Here is a 17,133-nt window from a genome sequence, read left to right as displayed (position 1 = left end):
TAACCTATTTAGTACTTAGAATTAGTCTTGTTTGTGTAAATGTACATCCATTTGCGGATATGGAATTGCAATATCTGCATCATCTAATGCAATTTTAATGTTCTCTAATAATGACCAGTAAGTCGGCCAGTAATCACCTGAGTTTACCCAAGGACGGACAATAAAGTTGACGCTTGAGTCTGCCAGTTCAGAAACTGCAACAGTGTAAGCAGGATCTTTAAGTAAACGAGACTCTGCGTCAAGTACTGACTGTAATACTTCTTTTGTTTTTCGTAAGTCGGCTTCGTAACTTACACCAATAACTAAATCGATACGGCGGGTAGACTCACGAGAGAAATTAGTAATAGCGCCCGACATAATTTGTGAGTTTGGCACAATAATAACTTTGTTATCTGGAGTACGTAGTTCTGTAGAGAATATTTCTATTTTTTTAACTGTGCCCATTTTACCACCAGCTTCAACAAATTCACCTGATTTGAATGGACGAAGCAATATAATAAGTACGCCTGATGCAAAGTTAGACAGCGAACCTTGAAGCGCTAAACCAACAGCTAAACCAGCAGCACCTAAAATAGCAATGAACGACGTAGTTTCGATGCCTATTTGCGAAAGCGCCATTAAAATAGTGGCAGCAAATACAATAGCGTAAACTATACTAGAGACAAATGAGCCTACGGCCTTGTCTACTTTCTTTTTGTCGAACGCTTTTTCTGTTAAGCCAGCACAAAATTTTGCGATGCGACTACCAAGTAAAAAGATAACAAGCGCAATAACCGCTTGAATAGCATAATGTAAAATAAGACCTGAGTTTTCGTTTAGCCAAGTAATCATTGAATCCATAGTAACTCCAAATAGTTTTTATTAAGCAATTTCCCGCAAGTGATTATACATTAATTTACATTTTATTCTCATTAAATAGTAAATTATAACTAGCAAATTGTTACTTTTTTTGTTTTTTAAGCCATTTGTGGCCCGAGCGTATACTACATGCTATTTATGAACCTTTACTGATATTAAAGTAATTTCATGAAATATTTATTTTTTTTTGATTTTTTTCAATTTTAGGCTTCACAACATTTATTATTTTATGTATTATGCGCGCCACACCAAACGAGGTGTGTTGTGGCGGTTGTAGCTCAGTTGGTAGAGCCCCGGATTGTGATTCCGGTTGTCGCGGGTTCAAGCCCCGTCAATCGCCCCACTTTTTCTTCATTTCTCTCCGTTTTATTTCTATTTATTTCAACTCTTTTTTTACTATTTCTTAGCTATAAACTATCTTTATTTATACACTCTTAATATTTGTACAATAATACATCAATAAACTTTACATACTATCAAAAGGTGCTACCTTAGTTAATCTTTATAATACTTTGTACTAACCAACTCTCTTTTGCCACGGGATACCTTGCTAAGCATGATCAAACACGCTTTTTTTATTTTAACGCTGAATATTTGTACATTTTCAAGTCTAAGCGTTAGCGCTGAAAGTAATATTTCATATGTAAAACTTTTAGGAGAGTTACAATATCTAATTTCTCAAAAGCAATACGAAGAAGCCTATAACAAAGGAAAACTGCATTACGAATACCTTGGTGAACCAGACTTTGATTATTTACTAGGAATATCTGCGCTTAAATCAGGGGTGTCTGCCCCTGCTGTATTCGCCTTTGAGCGTGTTGTTGAAGACAAGCCTAACTGGTACGAAGCTCGCTTATATTTAATACGCTCTTACATTGCTGCCAATAATTTGCCTGCGGCTAACTCACAAGCTTTAGCATTAATTAATGCGCCTAAGCCACCTGATAGGATAAAAACAGCAGCACAAACTTTACTCGCATCTTCTCAAACTAAACAACGATTAGCTGGGCGCGCTTATAGCCAAAGTATTGAACTCGGTTATGGAGTCGATAGTAATGTTAATGCGGGCACATCGGAAGAATCCATTATAATCCCTAACTTAGGGGAGTTCTTACTTTCTGAGCAAAGTAAAAGTACTGACGATAATTATGCCAAATTAAATTATGTAGGTCGTTACTCACACCCTGTAGATCAACATAGCACGCTCTTAATAGGCGTAAATGCTGATTGGTATAAGTTTGACGAGTTATCACAATACGATCGCATAAGTAGCAATGTATCGGCTCGTTATCAACATCAGCGTGATAAAACTTTATGGCATATTCAGGCAAATGTGGCGCCTTTGCTTTTAGATGGGCAGCTATATCGTACAGAATCCTCAGTGAGCGGTGGAGCAAATTACCAATTAAACAAGCAAGCAAGTATATTTAGTGCTTTAACAGTCGGCGTTATGAATAACGCGTTCGATGATAAATTAGATAATTCTTTTTATGCCTTTAATTTGGGTGCGGGTTACCTAGGCAAAAAGTCTTATCAAAGCGTGACGACTAGCTTTAAGAATGAAAGCGCTAACATTGATGAAGGTGAATTTAATGCCAAACAGATCACCGGAATTTATTACCAAGCAAATGTTTTACTCTCGCCTCAATGGCAGCTTTTGGCGCAATCAGGTTATCAGTGGATAGAGCACCAAAGTGAGCACCCTCTATTTTTAGAAGAGCGTAGCGACAAGCTTTTAATTTTATCAAGCAAGTTGAAGTATTTAGCTAATAAAAATTTAGCACTACAGCTAGGTTTAAACTACCAAGATAAAACCAGTAATCTTTCTTTATTCGAATACGACCGCTTTGATACAAATTTAAGCGCCCGTTACTCATTTTAATTAAGGTAATTATGAAACATTCTATTTTAACATTGAGCGCCTTGGTTTTTTTGAGCAACGTCTCTTATGCTTCTGAAAACGCTGCAGGTAAAACAATACTTGCGCGAGGCGCGGTTGTGGCAACAGACGCACAGTCTACTCAACAAAGAACACTTAAGCGGCGCGATGTAGTGTACGGCGTTGATAAAATCACCACCGGAGAAAAGAGCAAAGCTCAGTTTTCTATGGCTGATGGCGGTCTAATTGCACTCAAAGAAAACTCTCAATTAAACATAGCTAATTATGAATTCGATAAAACCACCCAACAAGGTTCGGCTTCAATAGAGTTAATTAAGGGCGGGCTTCGCTCAATTTCTGGTGTGATTAAAAAAAATGGAGGTTCTTATACTGTAAAAACTCCTGTTGGTTCTATTGGTATTCGTGGCACTCACTTTGAGCTGCAATTAGTAGAAGGCGATATGTACGTGGCTGTTTGGGATGGCGCTATAGACCTAACATTAGCAGATCAACAAGTTGTATCGTTAGGCAGTAATGAGCCTTTTTCATTTGCCCAAGTGACAGCTTTAGGTGATGTTATAAAAACGACTCAAGCCCCTGCGGTATTTACACAGCAAATAGTCAATGTTGACAATAATAACCAAGCTGAAACTGAGCCTGCACAAGTAGCGTCAACATCTTCCCCTTCAGAAAATAACTCTACTGCCGATATATCAATAGCTGACGTTTATGCAGAGCAGCAGTTTCAAGCTGTTAGCGATGCAACATTACTTGACCAAATAGCGCAGCGCCAAGGTGTTTTTAATTACCAAGCAACCAGCTTTGATGTGTCGTCTAGCCTAGGTGAAGTTAGCAATTTTGCTATGTCTATGTCGGTAGATTTTGATAACGGTACAGTCCCTGATGGTGAAATTAGCTTTAATGATGCTGGCGGCAACTGGTACGCAGCTTACAGCGGCTTAATTGATTTAACCAAATTAGATTTAGCCGTTACATTTGCTTCTCATAATAACAATAAAGCAACTGGGCAAATCGATGCTGTGTTTTTAAATGACATAGACACGATAACGGGTGATTTTAGCCTTAGTGAAATTAATAACCCAGCTATAAATGCCAGTGGCGACTTTAGGTTAGAGCCTTAATTAGGCTGGGTTCTAGATAATTACTTATTTAATCACATTTTGAATTAAATAATTTAGATATAAGCTTTTATTGGAGTATGTAGAATGATAGCAAAAAACCTTTTTTTGCTCACTTTATTGGTTTTTTTGCTTAGTGCCTGCGGGGGATCTGATGAGACAGCACAACAAGTCTCAGAACAGCCTCCAGTAGAACAAGTTACACCTACTCCTTCTACTACGCCGTTAAACCTTACAGGTATAACGGCTAACTCCGTTATTACTAAAACACAGGTATCGGGTGCTGTGGCCTCTAGTAGAGGGGTTGTGGGCACAACGGTTGCAAACTCTCAGGCTACGATAACTCTTTCACAAGTTAATGAAGTTATACAGGGTAATATTACTTTTTTGCTTGATGTATCTGACCCCGATGAAATCAGCTCAGTTGATTTAGTTTTACCCAGCGTAAATAAGAGCTTGGCACTATGCACAGAAAGTTGTGGCACTCGCTTTGAGCAATCGGTTATTGGATTAAGCCCTTATTTTTATGGCATTGAGCCTGGCGACTTACGCTTAGAAATTTGGGTTACCGACAGTCTTAACAACAAAGTACTTGCTGATGCAGTAACCGCTAACTGGCGACCGTATCAAATAGAGGGTGCTACCGCTCAGCGAGATGGCCAATCGATTAACTTGTCGTGGCAAGCTAACGAAAATATAAACCGCTACAACATTTACTTAGCAACAGAAGCGGGTGTAACAACAAGTAATATAAATACGCTAGAAAATGGGCAGCAGTTTTTAAGTATCTCAGCGACAAACTTCAGTATAGATAACGTAATTACTGATAAAAGCTACCAAATTTTAATAACAGGTGTTGATGGCAGTGGCGAGAGTGGTTTTGCTCAAATAATTAACTTAGCACCGCAAGGGGGCGAGTTAAACTTTGCACCAAAGGCGCTAAATGATCAGTTTGAGGTGAATGAAGATCAAATCTTACAAGGTAACCTCTTAACAAACGACTCTGATGAGTATCAAGGTACTCTTAAAGTGAACACAACGCCTTTAGTGCTTCCTCAACATGGTAATGTTGAATTATCCGAAAGTGGTGAGTTTACTTATACGCCACGCGCTGATTTTAATGGTGCTGATGCATTTAGCTACCAGGTAATTAATGAGCTCGGCATGACAGATACAGGCATTGTAGAAATAACGATTGATGCTGTAAATGACGCTCCCATTGCCCTTAATAACACCTACAACATAACGACTAACGGGACTTTATCGGTAGCTGCTCCAGGCTTATTGAGTAATGACAGCGACATAGACCTAGACACACTTAGTGTTGATACAACGCCAGTTAGCCTTCCTAGCATGGGCACACTTACACTTGCTGTAGATGGTAGCTTTGAGTATGTAGGTAGCGCTAATATGCAAGGCGCAGATAGTTTTCAGTATCGTATTGTTGATAGCCAAGGAGCTGAAGCAATCGCCAGTGTTACCATTAATGCATTAGATCAAAACAGCCCACCCATAGCGACAAACGATAGTTACAACGTAGATGAAGATACCACACTTGTTGTGAACGTGGGGCAAGGTTTACTCGCTAATGATACTGACCCTAACAATGATACTTTTATTGTTGATGATGCTTATATTATTGCGCCTACCCACGGTCAATTACTATTAGATACAGACGGTAGTTTTTCGTACATTCCTGATACTAACTACTACGGTATTGATGAATTTCAATATCAAGTGATTGATACTTTAGGTGCCACGGCAACTGCCACTGTAACCCTTGTCATTAATAGCAAACCTGATAACCCTAGCGCTCAAAACGATGTGTACCAATTTCAGTATAATCAAACATTGGTTGTTCTTGCTGAGAACGGCTTACTTAAAAACGACGTGAATATAGAACCTGGTAATCTAAGTGTGAATACAACTCCTGTTGTTGACGTACAAAGCGGAATTTTAACACTCAATGCTGATGGGTCTTTTTCTTATCAACCTGATTTGGATGCACTCGATGTTGATACTTTTACCTATTCGGTCTCAAATGAGCAAGGGCTAACATCAACCGCACAAGTTGTATTAAGTAAAACAGGATCAAATACCCCCGCAGAGGCAAATGACGACCAATACACGTTATTAGAAGATAGCCCTGCTACTTTGCTTAATGTGTTAGAAAACGATATCGACGCCAATGGCGATCCACTCACCTTAACTAACGTCACTAACACCATAGGCTCCACGCGTATTGTCGATAATCGTGTTGAGTACACACCTGAGCCTGATTACTTTGGTGAAGTCACTTTAAATTACACAATTTCTGATGGCATTGAAGCCAATGCCCCAGCACAAAGCAGTGCAGTAGTCACACTTACTATAACCCCTGTGAATGACGCCCCCACTGCACTCGATGATAGTGCCGCGATGCAAGAGGATGCTGCACCTATCTTAGTCGATGTACTCGCCAACGACACTGATATAGACAGCGATAATTTAACTATTACACGTGTAAGTACCGAATTTGGTTCTGCCAGTATTGTAGATAATAAAATTCAGTACAGCACTGTATTGAATACAAGTGGCGCTGCGCTTGTAACATATACGGTGTCTGATTCTAGCGGCGCAGAGGCAACGGCTAATTTACAAGTAACCGTATATCCAGTTAATGATGCGCCTAAAGCTAACCCAGATAGCGCAACCATTGCTGAAGATTCACCAGCAACTTTAATTAATGTATTAGATAATGATACCGACGTAGAGGGCGATACTCTAACACTTACCTCTGCTAACAGCGATATTGGCAATGTACTGATTATAAATTCGCAAATTCAGTATACTCCTGCGGATAATTACGTGGGTACAGCAACAGTCAACTATACATTAACCGATGGTACGTTAAGTGCTTCAGGCATACTTACGATTAACATCACGCCTGTAAATGATGCGCCAGTAACTAATCCAGACTCAGCTACTATTTTAGAAGATGCTACAGCAACGAGCATTAATGTGCTTGATAATGACACCGATATTGAGAATGATCCGCTTGTTATTACCGCAGCGAGCACAAACACAGGTTCTGTATCTATATCTGGTGGTAACCTGCTGTACACCCCCGAGGCAAACTTTAACGGGCAAGCGACTGTTAACTACACCCTAAGTGATGGCACCGATACAGCCAATGGCGTGCTAACAATAACGGTTTCACCCGTGAACGATGCACCGGTTGCCAACCCAGATACAGCCACTATTTTAGAAGATGCTTCGGCCACAAGTATTAATGTGCTTGGCAATGATACTGATGTAGAAAACGATGCTCTCTCAATTAGTGCGCTTACGACTACAACAGGCTCAGTAACAAGTGCTGGGAGTGATGTGATTTTTACTCCCGAGGCAAACTTTAACGGGCAAGCGACTGTTAACTACACCCTAAGTGATGGCACCGATACAGCCAATGGCGTGCTAACAATAACGGTTTCGCCTGTGAACGATGCACCGGTTGCCAACCCAGATACAGCCACTATTTTAGAAGATGCAGCAGCAACCAGTATTAATGTTCTGAGTAACGATACAGACATAGAAAATGATACGCTTTCGATCAGTTCAGTAAATGCAGTTACTGGCTCAGTAACTGTTTCTGGTAGTAACATTGTTTACACACCTGAAGCCGATTTTAATGGCCAAGCTGTCGTTAATTACACCTTAAGTGATGGTATAGATACAGCCAGCGGAGTGCTAACTATTACCGTAACTCCCGTTAACGATGCTCCCGTTGCCGTATCGGATACAGCCACCATTAATGAAGACGCCCCTGAAACAACCATTGATGTTATCACTAACGACACCGATGCAGATGTAACCGATACTCTTTCAATAACCGCTGTGACAGCTGATATTGGTAGTGCCAGTGTTGAAAATAATCAAATTAAATATACCCCAGCTTTAAACAGCGAGGGTGTTGCAACACTGACTTATACGCTAAGTGATGGTACCGATGATGTGCAAGGTAGCTTAACCATTACTATTGCCCCAATTAACGATGCTCCAGAAGCGCTCAATCAAACGTTTTCTATTGGAGAAAATGCAACTGACGGTGAAGTAATTGGTACTATTACAGCCTCTGATATTGAAAATGATACCCTCACTTTCAGCCTAAGTGGCGGCGAAACAGCCCTATTTAATATTGATAGCACTAGCGGGGAATTAAGCGCAAGTGGTACGAACCCTTTCAATTATGAAACGGCTACACAACATAGTGTAAATATTAATATTACTGATGATGGCACTCCAAATGAAACCACGACTATAACCATCACTGTAAATATTACTGACGAAGAAGCCCCGTTAATTCCTGTGGAGGATGACACCTTTGGACGACCATTAAGTGGACAAATAGACCTTTCGAGCGTTTTTTCAAATGGTGAATTTAACGATAGCATTGAGCTTAACACTAACCTTTATTTTGTTGGTTACAATAATAACTCAGATGCAGATATTATTGTTGCCTCTTACACAACAGCAGGTGATGTAAACACTGCATTTAATGGTACCGGTTTTAAAACTATTGACCTAGGTGAAGATGAAAAAGGCACCGCTATTATCTCTGGCAATGGTGAGTTATTTATTGGCTACTCAAGCTTTAATGGAACGCAAACCGAAGCGTGTATATTAAAAATGAGTGCGACAGGTATTGTTAGTACAAATTCAGGTGACGGCAACTCAGGTACTAAATGTACAACGCTTGCTAGTGAATCTGTAATAAACGACCTTGCGTTCACCGACAATAAAATACAAGCCGTTGGCTACTCAGTAAATGGCTCAGACAAAGACAGTTTATTTCTTAAATACGATGTATCAACTCTTGCTCATGAATCGGGCAGCCCTGGTATAGTGGATGTAAGTGGTGAAAACCGTGATGATGAATCGCATGCGGTTAAAAACTTTGGTAACTCTAATCTACTTGTAGTAGGTAGCAGCATAGGTGAAGAAGGTGATTTAGATGCGACCATCAGATACCTTATTCCAGATGGCAACAATGATGGAAGTTTCAACTCTGGCGATGCGTTTATATTAGATTTATCAGATGAAGAAGGCGATGACGAGCTACTTGCGATTGGCGGAGCGGATGCAGTTGATTTTACAGCTTATTTAGGTGGTTATATTACGCGCTCATCTGGTGAGAAAGAAGCGGTTATGATTACTTTTGAGCGCTCGGGCGATATTGACGATGATGATATTGAAGAAGAAATTACAATTTACAATATTGACGGAAATTCAGGTGCTGTTAATGGCGGCGCAAAGATAACGGGTGTGCAATACGCCCCAATGAATAATCAAATAATTCTTTCAGGTACAACAGGTGTTGAAGCCTCTGATGATACCCAAAATGAGCAACAATTTTCGGCGCGAGTATCTTTATCTGATGGCGCGCTTGATACTAGCTACGGCAATGCAGGCATAAATGTTATCTCTAACGTTAATAGTCATCAATCAGCTAATGCACTAACTATTGATGAAAATGGTGTGGTGTGGCTTTCAGGCAGATTTAACGATTCATCTGATGAACCTCTAATTACATCGATAATGAGCGATGCCAGTTTGAATACCAATTTTTCAATTGATGGTATAAAAAGCGTAAACAACCTAACTGTTAGCTCAAATGATTTATCAATGAATGTATTACAACTTCAAAATGGCCCTCATGCGAATAAATACTTAAGTGCTTCCGTTGCCCAATTGAATGCCGCCAATAAGCTCGTGCTCACACGTTATACAAGTACAGGAGCTATAGATAACAGCTTTAGCCTTGATGGGAGTAAAGCTCTGGGTATTAATGTGGCGTTTAAAACCGTTACATTAAAAGAGCTTGCTGATGGCAGTATTATTATTGCGGGCACACTCATAAACGGTTTAAACCAAGAAGGCTTTATAGTAAAAGTAGACCAAGATGGTTACTTAGATGAAAGCTTTGCCAGCGAAGGTATTTACACTACGGTAGATATTTTAAATAGCGATATAAACTTTGTTGATGTTGCAGTAGATAGCAGTGGCTATATTGTGGCTGTGGGCACTGCGACTAATGCTTTGAGTGTTACTAATTCGTTTGCAACCATGTTAAAAAGTGATGGTAAATTAGAAAATAGTTTTGGTACTAGCGGTGCTTACTATGGCAACGTAAATGAGTTTTTTGAAACGCTTTATATAGACGCAAATAAAGATATATATATTGCAGGTAAGCAAGTATCTGGCAGTGACTCACAATTAATAATGCTAAAAATAGACGATGATGCTAACGAGCTATTTAGCTATACAGATAGTCGCACTTCGGCAGATATTAGTAATAGAGCAGCAAAAATACTCGCCGATAGCGCGGCAAACCTCTATTTAGTTGCCAATGAAGGCACTACACCAAACCAAGCGGTGATCATCAAGTTACAACCAGATGGAGCTGAAGATACAAGCTTTGCCACTAGTGGTGTGGGGCAATATCAATTAGCATCAAGTTCTGATACTAAAGTTACCGATGCGGCGCTTGATACTACAGGTAATATAATTTTATCAGGCATGGGGGATTCTAAAGGGGTAATTGCACGCATATTAGCTAATGGCACTATCGATACTTTATTTGGAGAAAATACGCTTGGTTACTATCAGGCTAATCAATGCGATGGCACACATAAATTTACATCACTGCTTTTACAAACAGATACCCAAGTGCTACTTAGCAGTACATGCTTTGATAATGACACTAATAATGTCAGCCTATCTAAGTTTAACTTTTACCCTGATGGAGTTAAGCCCTAAACTATGAAAGTTAAATTTTATGGCGTAAGAGGCTCAATGCCATCTCCAGGTGCACATACGCACCTATTTGGTGGTAACACTTCGTGTGTGTATGTTGAGCAAACAAATGGCAAAAGCCTGATACTCGACTCAGGAACAGGCATAGCGCAGCTAGGTGAAAAGCTCATAGAGCACACAAGCCCCATTGCAATTTTATTAACGCATAATCACTGGGATCATATTCAAGGCTTTCCTTTTTTTAAGCCTATTTACCAAGCCGATCGGGATATAACCATTGTTGTGGGTGACGTTGACGATAAGCAAAGTAAAAGCGCTATTTTGACGCAAATGTCTGGCTCGTTTTTTCCTGTTAGCTACCAAAACTTACCAGCAAATATAACGTTAAATACCCTGCTTGCTACTCAAAAAAACTTTACTCTAAATAATTTTAACGTATTTACCGCGCCGTTAAATCACCCAGGCGGAGGTACTGCTTATTGTGTACATGCTGAAGGCAAAAAAATTGCTTATATAACAGATAACGAATTGGCCCCACCCGGTAGTGTTAAAACCACTGTTACCCAGTGGGCTGAGTTTATTAAAGGTGCTGACTTATTAATTCATGACGCACAGTTCACTAACGATGAACTCCCGCTTAAACATGGTTGGGGGCACAGTACATTCAGTCAAGTAGCTGAATTAGCTACTAAAGCAGGTATTAAAAATTTAGCGATTATAAGCCATGACCCAACTAGAACCGACGACGAGCTATTAGCAATAGAGACGCACCTACAAACACATTATGGCGAGCACATAAACATTGAATGTGCTAGAGAAGGACGTACTTTTGAGTTTAGACCAAGTAAGGATTGATTGTTATTTCTCGCGTTTATATTCCCAAACTATATAGGCACTTACTTGTAGGCTTGTTAATTACGCTATTCGTAGCGGCAGTGGCGTTATTTTCAAGTGGCTCACTCGCTAAACTACTTAACAGGGTCGAAGGTATAATTTACGACTCTAGGCTTTTGTTAACGTTGCCCAACTCTCCTCGAACACTCGACGAAACAGTTGTTATTATCGACATAGATGAAAAAACGATGCAAGAGCAAGGACGTTTCCCGTGGAGCCGAGAAAAAATGGCTGACTTAGTAAACAAGTTGACCGATGCCGGGGTTGTTGTCATAGCATTTGATATATTTTTCTCTGAGCCAGAGATCAACCCAGTGAATCAAATCCAAGCTCGCGCTCCTGATTTAATAAGTAATTTTAATTTGGTATTAAATGATATTAAACAGCAGGTTGATGCAGATACCAGCTTTGCCAACGCGTTACAAAATAACGATACCGTATTGGGCTTTTTACTTAATAATGATACCTACGAGCAGCAAAACCCTTTGCCAAACACAAGTATTATATGGCCGCAAAATGAGCAAAATAACGCCCAAGTCACCTCGTTTTTAGGGGCTACTGTTAATATACCTTTGCTGCAAAACAGTGCTGCAGGTAACGGCTTTATTAATGCCCACAGTGAAAACGATGGATTTATTCGTAAAGCCGCACTCGTAAACAGAGTAGGTGATAAGCTCTACCCTTCCCTTGCACTTGAGGCTGCACGTTTATACACCTTAGCAGATAACATTGAAACGCGTGCCAATGTTCAAAACGGCCTTACTTTTTTCGAAGGGATTAAGTTTCATGAATATTGGATCCAAACAGATGAATACGGGCAGATTTTTATTCCGTATAAGGGCCGCGCTAAAAGCTTTCCTTATTACTCAGCTACTGATGTATTAACTAAAAAAATTGCCGAGCAGCAATTAGAAGGCAGCGTCGCTTTTATTGGTACGTCTGCGATTGGTTTAGCAGATTTAAGGGCAACACCTGTTGGTTTGCAATACCCAGGTGTAGAAGTGCATGCCAATATTTTTGAAGGGCTACTTCACCCAGAAATTTTACCCTCACAACCTACATGGGCTCTAGGGGCAACCTTATTGATTATTATTTTTGTGGGCTGTTGCTTAACATTTTCAAGCTATCGTAAAAGCGCCCGCTATATTGTCACACTTTCGATTATACTGGCTGGGCTAGTTATATTAATTAACTTTTATTTATGGTCGGTACAGAAAATTAGCCTACCACTATTTATGCCGCTATTGCTAATTTCTATTTTATCGGGCTATTTTGTTTTTACAGGTTCTATAGCTGAAATGAAACACAGCCGTAAAATCAAATCGATGTTTAATCAGTATGTTCCACCGGATCATATAGAGCAGCTAATTCGTCAACGTAAGCACCTTACTAAGCAAAGTATAAAACGAGATATGACCGTGTTATTTGCCGATATAAGAAGCTTTACTGGGCTCTCAGAGGGTATGAGCGCAAATCAATTAAGCGATTATCTAAACCAGTACTTGTCGTCAACCACAAAAGTTATTTTTGATCATAACGGCACCATAGATAAGTACGTAGGCGATATGATTATGGCGTTCTGGAATGCCCCACTTAAAGATAGTAAGCATGCACAGCACGCTGTTGAAGCTGCTATGGCAATGGTCTCAGGGCTAAAAACACTTAATGAAGCTTTTATCAAACAGCAACTCCCTCCCGTTAGTATTGGCGTAGGCATAAGCACTGGAGAAATGAATGTTGGTGATATGGGCTCCGTATACAGAAAAGCTTACACAGTGCTTGGCGATAATGTAAATTTAGGCTCACGGGTAGAAAGCTTGACCAAATTTTATGGGGTGGCTATTCTGGTTACAGAAGCAACAATGCTTGCGTGTCCGCAAATTGCATTTCGTTTAATAGATAAAGTACAAGTAGTTGGTAAAATCAACGCTACCATGTTATACGAGCCTATAGGTTTTAACACTGAGATAAGCGAAAGCCAGCTATCTGAAATCAAAAAGTCGTTCACTGCTATGCAGCACTACAATAATAAAAATTGGCGACTCGCTCTAACACTATTTGAAGAATTGAGTGAAGCAGCCTTATTGAGTGATCACATTTACCATATTTTTATTAACCGAATTAAAAATACCGATTTGGAAACTTTAGCACAGGATTGGAATGGCGCCTTTATTCACAAAACAAAGTAGTAACAATATGGCTGAGTACATCAAAGATAGAACAAACCTTCATCATTTTATTGATATTAGTATTAGACTAACAACAGAAAAGGATGCAAGTAAACTTCTTGAAGAAATTTTGCAAGTTGTTATGTCTATTTCTAACTCTGATGCAGGGACTATTTACTCTATTACTACTGACAAGCAGCTAAAGTTTGAAACCGTTATTAATCAATCTTTAGACCTCTATTTAGGAGGAGCCTCAGGGAAGCCCGTTAACTTTCCGAATATAGATTTGTTTATAGATGGAAAAGAAAACGAAACAGCAATTGTGGCTCATGCGGTTAACTCTGGTGAGGTTATTAATATCCCTGATGTATATGCGGCACTGCCCTTTGATATGAGCGCTGCGCGTAATATGGATGCGCGAACAGGATACCGCACCCAATCTATGTTAACAATTCCGCTAAAAGATCATACTGATGATATTATTGGTGTGATTCAGCTTATCAACGTGAAAGATCAACACGGCAATATCATCACCTATAGCGATGAGCTCGTCACACTTATACGCTCATTCGCTTCGTTAGGCGCTATATCACTGACAAACTCAACGCTTATTAAAGGGATGGAAGAGTTATTTTCTAAATTTGTAGAAACCATAGCAATGGCTATTGACGAAAAGTCGCCACATACCGGTGGGCACTGTAAGCGAGTGCCGGCACTTACATTAATGCTTGCAGATGCTGTACATGATATCAATCGCGGCCCTCTTGCTAACTTTACAATGAGCAGCGCTGACCGCCATGAGTTAGATATAGCAGGCTGGCTACATGACTGCGGCAAAATAGCCACCCCAGATCACATAATGGAGAAATCGACCAAGCTCGAAACTATTTTTGACCGTATTGAACACATTGACGCTAAATTTGAAGTTATTAAACGTGATTTAGAAATAGACTATCAAAAACAAATCATCGCAGCGATGAAGCTCAACAGACCCATTGAGGTTTTACAATTTGAGCGCTTACTCGATACAGAATTAAAGCAGCTTTCACTCGATCGTGCGTTTTTGCAACGGGTAAATGTAGGTGGTGAATTTTTATCTGATGAAGACTTTGCGAATATAGAGCGCATAGCATCTCAGTATCATTTAACTATAAATGGTAAAGACACCCCCTTACTAAATGCAGATGAAGTCGAGAACTTACAAATACGTAGAGGCACACTAACATTAGGTGAGCGCGATATTATGAAGCGCCATATGGATGTGACTAAAAATATTTTAGATACACTGCCATTCCCTAAGCATTTGAGTAATGTATCTGAATACGCATTAGGCCATCACGAAAAACTTGATGGAACGGGTTACCCACAAGGGCTAACAAAAGAGCAAATGTCTATCCCAGCAAGACTAATGGCCATTGCTGATATATTCGAGGCACTTTCTGCGGTCGACAGACCTTATAAAAAAGCAAAGCCGGTAAGTGAGTGCTTAACAATTTTAGGGCGCATGGTTGAGGATAACCACTTAGATGCTGATATTTTTGCCGTGTTTGTAGAGTCGCAAGTATATAAAAATTATATTAAAGATTACGCCCTTGACGAGCAGCTCGACTTTGTAGATTTAGCCACCTTACCTGGCTACTCACCGATTAAATAAACTAGCCTAATATACCTTAGCTATAAAAAATGCCACCTTACGGTGGCATTTACACACGGGTTATTTCTACAAGTAGAAATTCTTTTTATTTTTGATTATTTTTAAACAAAAATTATGCCGTAAATGTAGCACTAAGGCCTATATCTAGCAATAAAAAGGGACTATTTCTACCTTATTTGCAGGCATGACTTGCCAAAACTATACACGAGAGCGCGTTGAGCCATCATTTAAGTTTTATATGTAGTTCTGGCTTAAACTTTAATACACACGTATTTTTCTTCTAGGTATTCATCAAGCCCTTGATGGCCACCTTCACGGCCTAGTCCTGATTGTTTAACACCACCAAACGGTGCCACGGGGTTTGATATAACCCCTTCGTTAACCCCAACCATACCAAACTCTAATCCTTCACTTATACGATAGATTTGTTTGATATTTTGACTGTAAAAGTAAGCCGCTAAACCATATGGAACATCATTAGCAAGGGCGAGTACTTCACTTTCTTCATCAAAAGGGATCACCGTTAATACTGGTCCAAATACTTCTTCGTGGTATATATCCATGTCGGTTGTTACGTTAGTAACAATAAGCGGGTTTTGAAAGCTGCCACCTAAGTCACTGTTATCCCCTATTAGATCTGCGCCTTTATCAAGTGCATCTTGCACTAACTGCTGCACTTTCTCTTTCGCCTTTGGGTATATCAATGGGCCAATATCTACGCCCTCTTCAAATCCATTGGCTACTTTTAATGCGGCAACTTTAGGGGTAATTTTACTAAGTACTTCGTCTAAAATACCACGCTGGATAAAAATGCGGTTTGCAGCTACACATGCTTGGCCACTGTTTCTAAACTTAGCCGCCATAAGGCCGTCGATTGCTTCGTCTATATCGGCATTATCAAAAATAATAAACGGTGCATTACCACCAAGCTCCATAGATGTACGCTTTATTGTATCTGCACATTGCGAAAGCAGCTGTTTGCCCACTCCTGTAGAGCCAGTAAAAGTAAACTTACGCACTACCTCTGAGTCAGTTAGCATTTTTCCGACAGTTTTTGCATCTTGCGAAACCAGTACATTAAATGCGCCTTTTACAAACCCGGCTTGATCAGCAAGGTAGGCCAGCGCTAATGCACATAGCGGCGTGTACTCAGAGGGTTTTAATACAAAACTGCAGCCAGCAGCATATGCTGGCGCCACTTTACGGGTCACCATAGCCACAGGGAAGTTCCAAGGAGTAATACCAGCCACAACGCCTACAGGCTGTTTAAAGCTCGTTAATCTATGTTTATCGTCAGTGGAAGGGATCACATCACCGTAGCTTCGCTTAGCCTCTTCTGCAAACCATTTAATAAACCCAGCACCATAGTCTATTTCACCCAATGACTCTTTAAGTGGTTTGCCTTGTTCTTTAGTCATTAGCTCTGCAAGCGTTTGCTTGTGCTTTATTACTAGATCATACCAGCGCATCAGCGTGTCACTTCGCTCAGTGGCGTTAGTTGATTTTAATTTAACAAACGCACCGTGCGCTGCCTTTATTGCGCTATTAACGCCGTGCTCGTCTATATCACTGACTTCAACAATAGATTTTTCGGTAGCAGGATCGTCAACGCTAAAACGCTGGCTTGTAGGATAAAAATCACCGTCGATAAACGAATCAGAAAAAACCAAATCAGACATAGAACCTCCTAGTAAAAGCTATCAGCTATCAGCTATCAGCTATCAGCTATCAGCTATCAGCTATCAGCTA

The 17,133-nt window shown here is 40.0% G+C and carries 8 protein-coding genes and 1 tRNA gene; 7 read left to right on the top strand and 2 right to left on the bottom strand.

From position 1 onward, the window contains the following. Positions 1–21 precede the first annotated feature (21 nt). Positions 22–840 carry a mechanosensitive ion channel domain-containing protein gene (locus AABI99_RS09060; RefSeq protein WP_338365349.1) on the bottom strand — a complete coding sequence of 273 codons (819 nt, stop codon included), beginning with the start codon at positions 838–840 and terminating at the stop codon, positions 22–24. 285 nt (positions 841–1,125) lie between these two features. Here AABI99_RS09060 and AABI99_RS09055 point away from each other — a divergent pair. From AABI99_RS09055 to AABI99_RS09025, 7 genes are all read left to right on the top strand, one after another. Further along, positions 1,126–1,201: transfer RNA gene (locus tag AABI99_RS09055), tRNA-His, on the top strand. Positions 1,202–1,414: 213 nt separating this feature from the next. Next, a complete protein-coding gene (locus tag AABI99_RS09050; protein WP_338365348.1) occupies positions 1,415–2,740 on the top strand; it encodes a hypothetical protein in 1,326 nt (441 codons plus the stop codon). Positions 2,741–2,751: 11 nt separating this feature from the next. Next, positions 2,752–3,879, top strand: a complete 1,128-nt coding sequence (locus tag AABI99_RS09045) for a FecR family protein (protein ID WP_338365347.1) — start codon at positions 2,752–2,754, stop codon at positions 3,877–3,879. Between the two features lie 84 nt (positions 3,880–3,963). Beyond that, positions 3,964–10,671, top strand: coding sequence for an Ig-like domain-containing protein (locus AABI99_RS09040; RefSeq protein ID WP_338365346.1), 6,708 nt, complete (start codon positions 3,964–3,966; stop codon positions 10,669–10,671). A 3-nt stretch (positions 10,672–10,674) separates the two neighbouring features. Further along, the gene (locus AABI99_RS09035) at positions 10,675–11,523 is read left to right on the top strand and encodes an MBL fold metallo-hydrolase (protein ID WP_338365345.1); all 849 of its coding nucleotides are present in this window, start codon (positions 10,675–10,677) and stop codon (positions 11,521–11,523) included. A gap of 80 nt (positions 11,524–11,603) precedes the next feature. Further along, entirely contained in the window at positions 11,604–13,751 is a 2,148-nt protein-coding gene (locus tag AABI99_RS09030; protein WP_338365344.1) for an adenylate/guanylate cyclase domain-containing protein, read from the top strand. Next, complete coding sequence (locus AABI99_RS09025) at positions 13,723–15,384, top strand: HD domain-containing phosphohydrolase (protein ID WP_338365343.1); 1,662 nt, start codon at positions 13,723–13,725, stop codon at positions 15,382–15,384. Before AABI99_RS09030 ends, AABI99_RS09025 begins: the two co-directional genes overlap by 29 nt. Positions 15,385–15,635: 251 nt before the next feature. Here the strand turns inward: AABI99_RS09025 and AABI99_RS09020 are convergent, their stop codons facing one another. Then, positions 15,636–17,063, bottom strand: a complete 1,428-nt coding sequence (locus AABI99_RS09020) for an NAD-dependent succinate-semialdehyde dehydrogenase (protein ID WP_338365342.1) — start codon at positions 17,061–17,063, stop codon at positions 15,636–15,638. Positions 17,064–17,133: the final 70 nt, after the last annotated feature.

The organism is uncultured Pseudoalteromonas sp. (assembly GCF_963922945.1).
Lineage (GTDB): Bacteria > Pseudomonadota > Gammaproteobacteria > Enterobacterales > Alteromonadaceae > Pseudoalteromonas.
Note: the sequence above shows the minus strand (reverse complement) of the source record. Positions and strands in the feature narration are given on the sequence as shown.

Excerpts from the sequence above, each read along its gene's own strand:
- AABI99_RS09060 (WP_338365349.1), bottom strand. The coding sequence starts at position 840 with ATGGATTCAATGATTACTTGGCTAAACGAAAACTCAGGTCTTATTTTA.
- AABI99_RS09020 (WP_338365342.1), bottom strand. The coding sequence starts at position 17,063 with ATGTCTGATTTGGTTTTTTCTGATTCGTTTATCGACGGTGATTTTTAT.
- AABI99_RS09035 (WP_338365345.1), top strand. The coding sequence starts at position 10,675 with ATGAAAGTTAAATTTTATGGCGTAAGAGGCTCAATGCCATCTCCAGGT.
- AABI99_RS09025 (WP_338365343.1), top strand. The coding sequence starts at position 13,723 with ATGGCGCCTTTATTCACAAAACAAAGTAGTAACAATATGGCTGAGTAC.
- AABI99_RS09045 (WP_338365347.1), top strand. The coding sequence starts at position 2,752 with ATGAAACATTCTATTTTAACATTGAGCGCCTTGGTTTTTTTGAGCAAC.
- AABI99_RS09050 (WP_338365348.1), top strand. The coding sequence starts at position 1,415 with ATGATCAAACACGCTTTTTTTATTTTAACGCTGAATATTTGTACATTT.
- AABI99_RS09040 (WP_338365346.1), top strand. The coding sequence starts at position 3,964 with ATGATAGCAAAAAACCTTTTTTTGCTCACTTTATTGGTTTTTTTGCTT.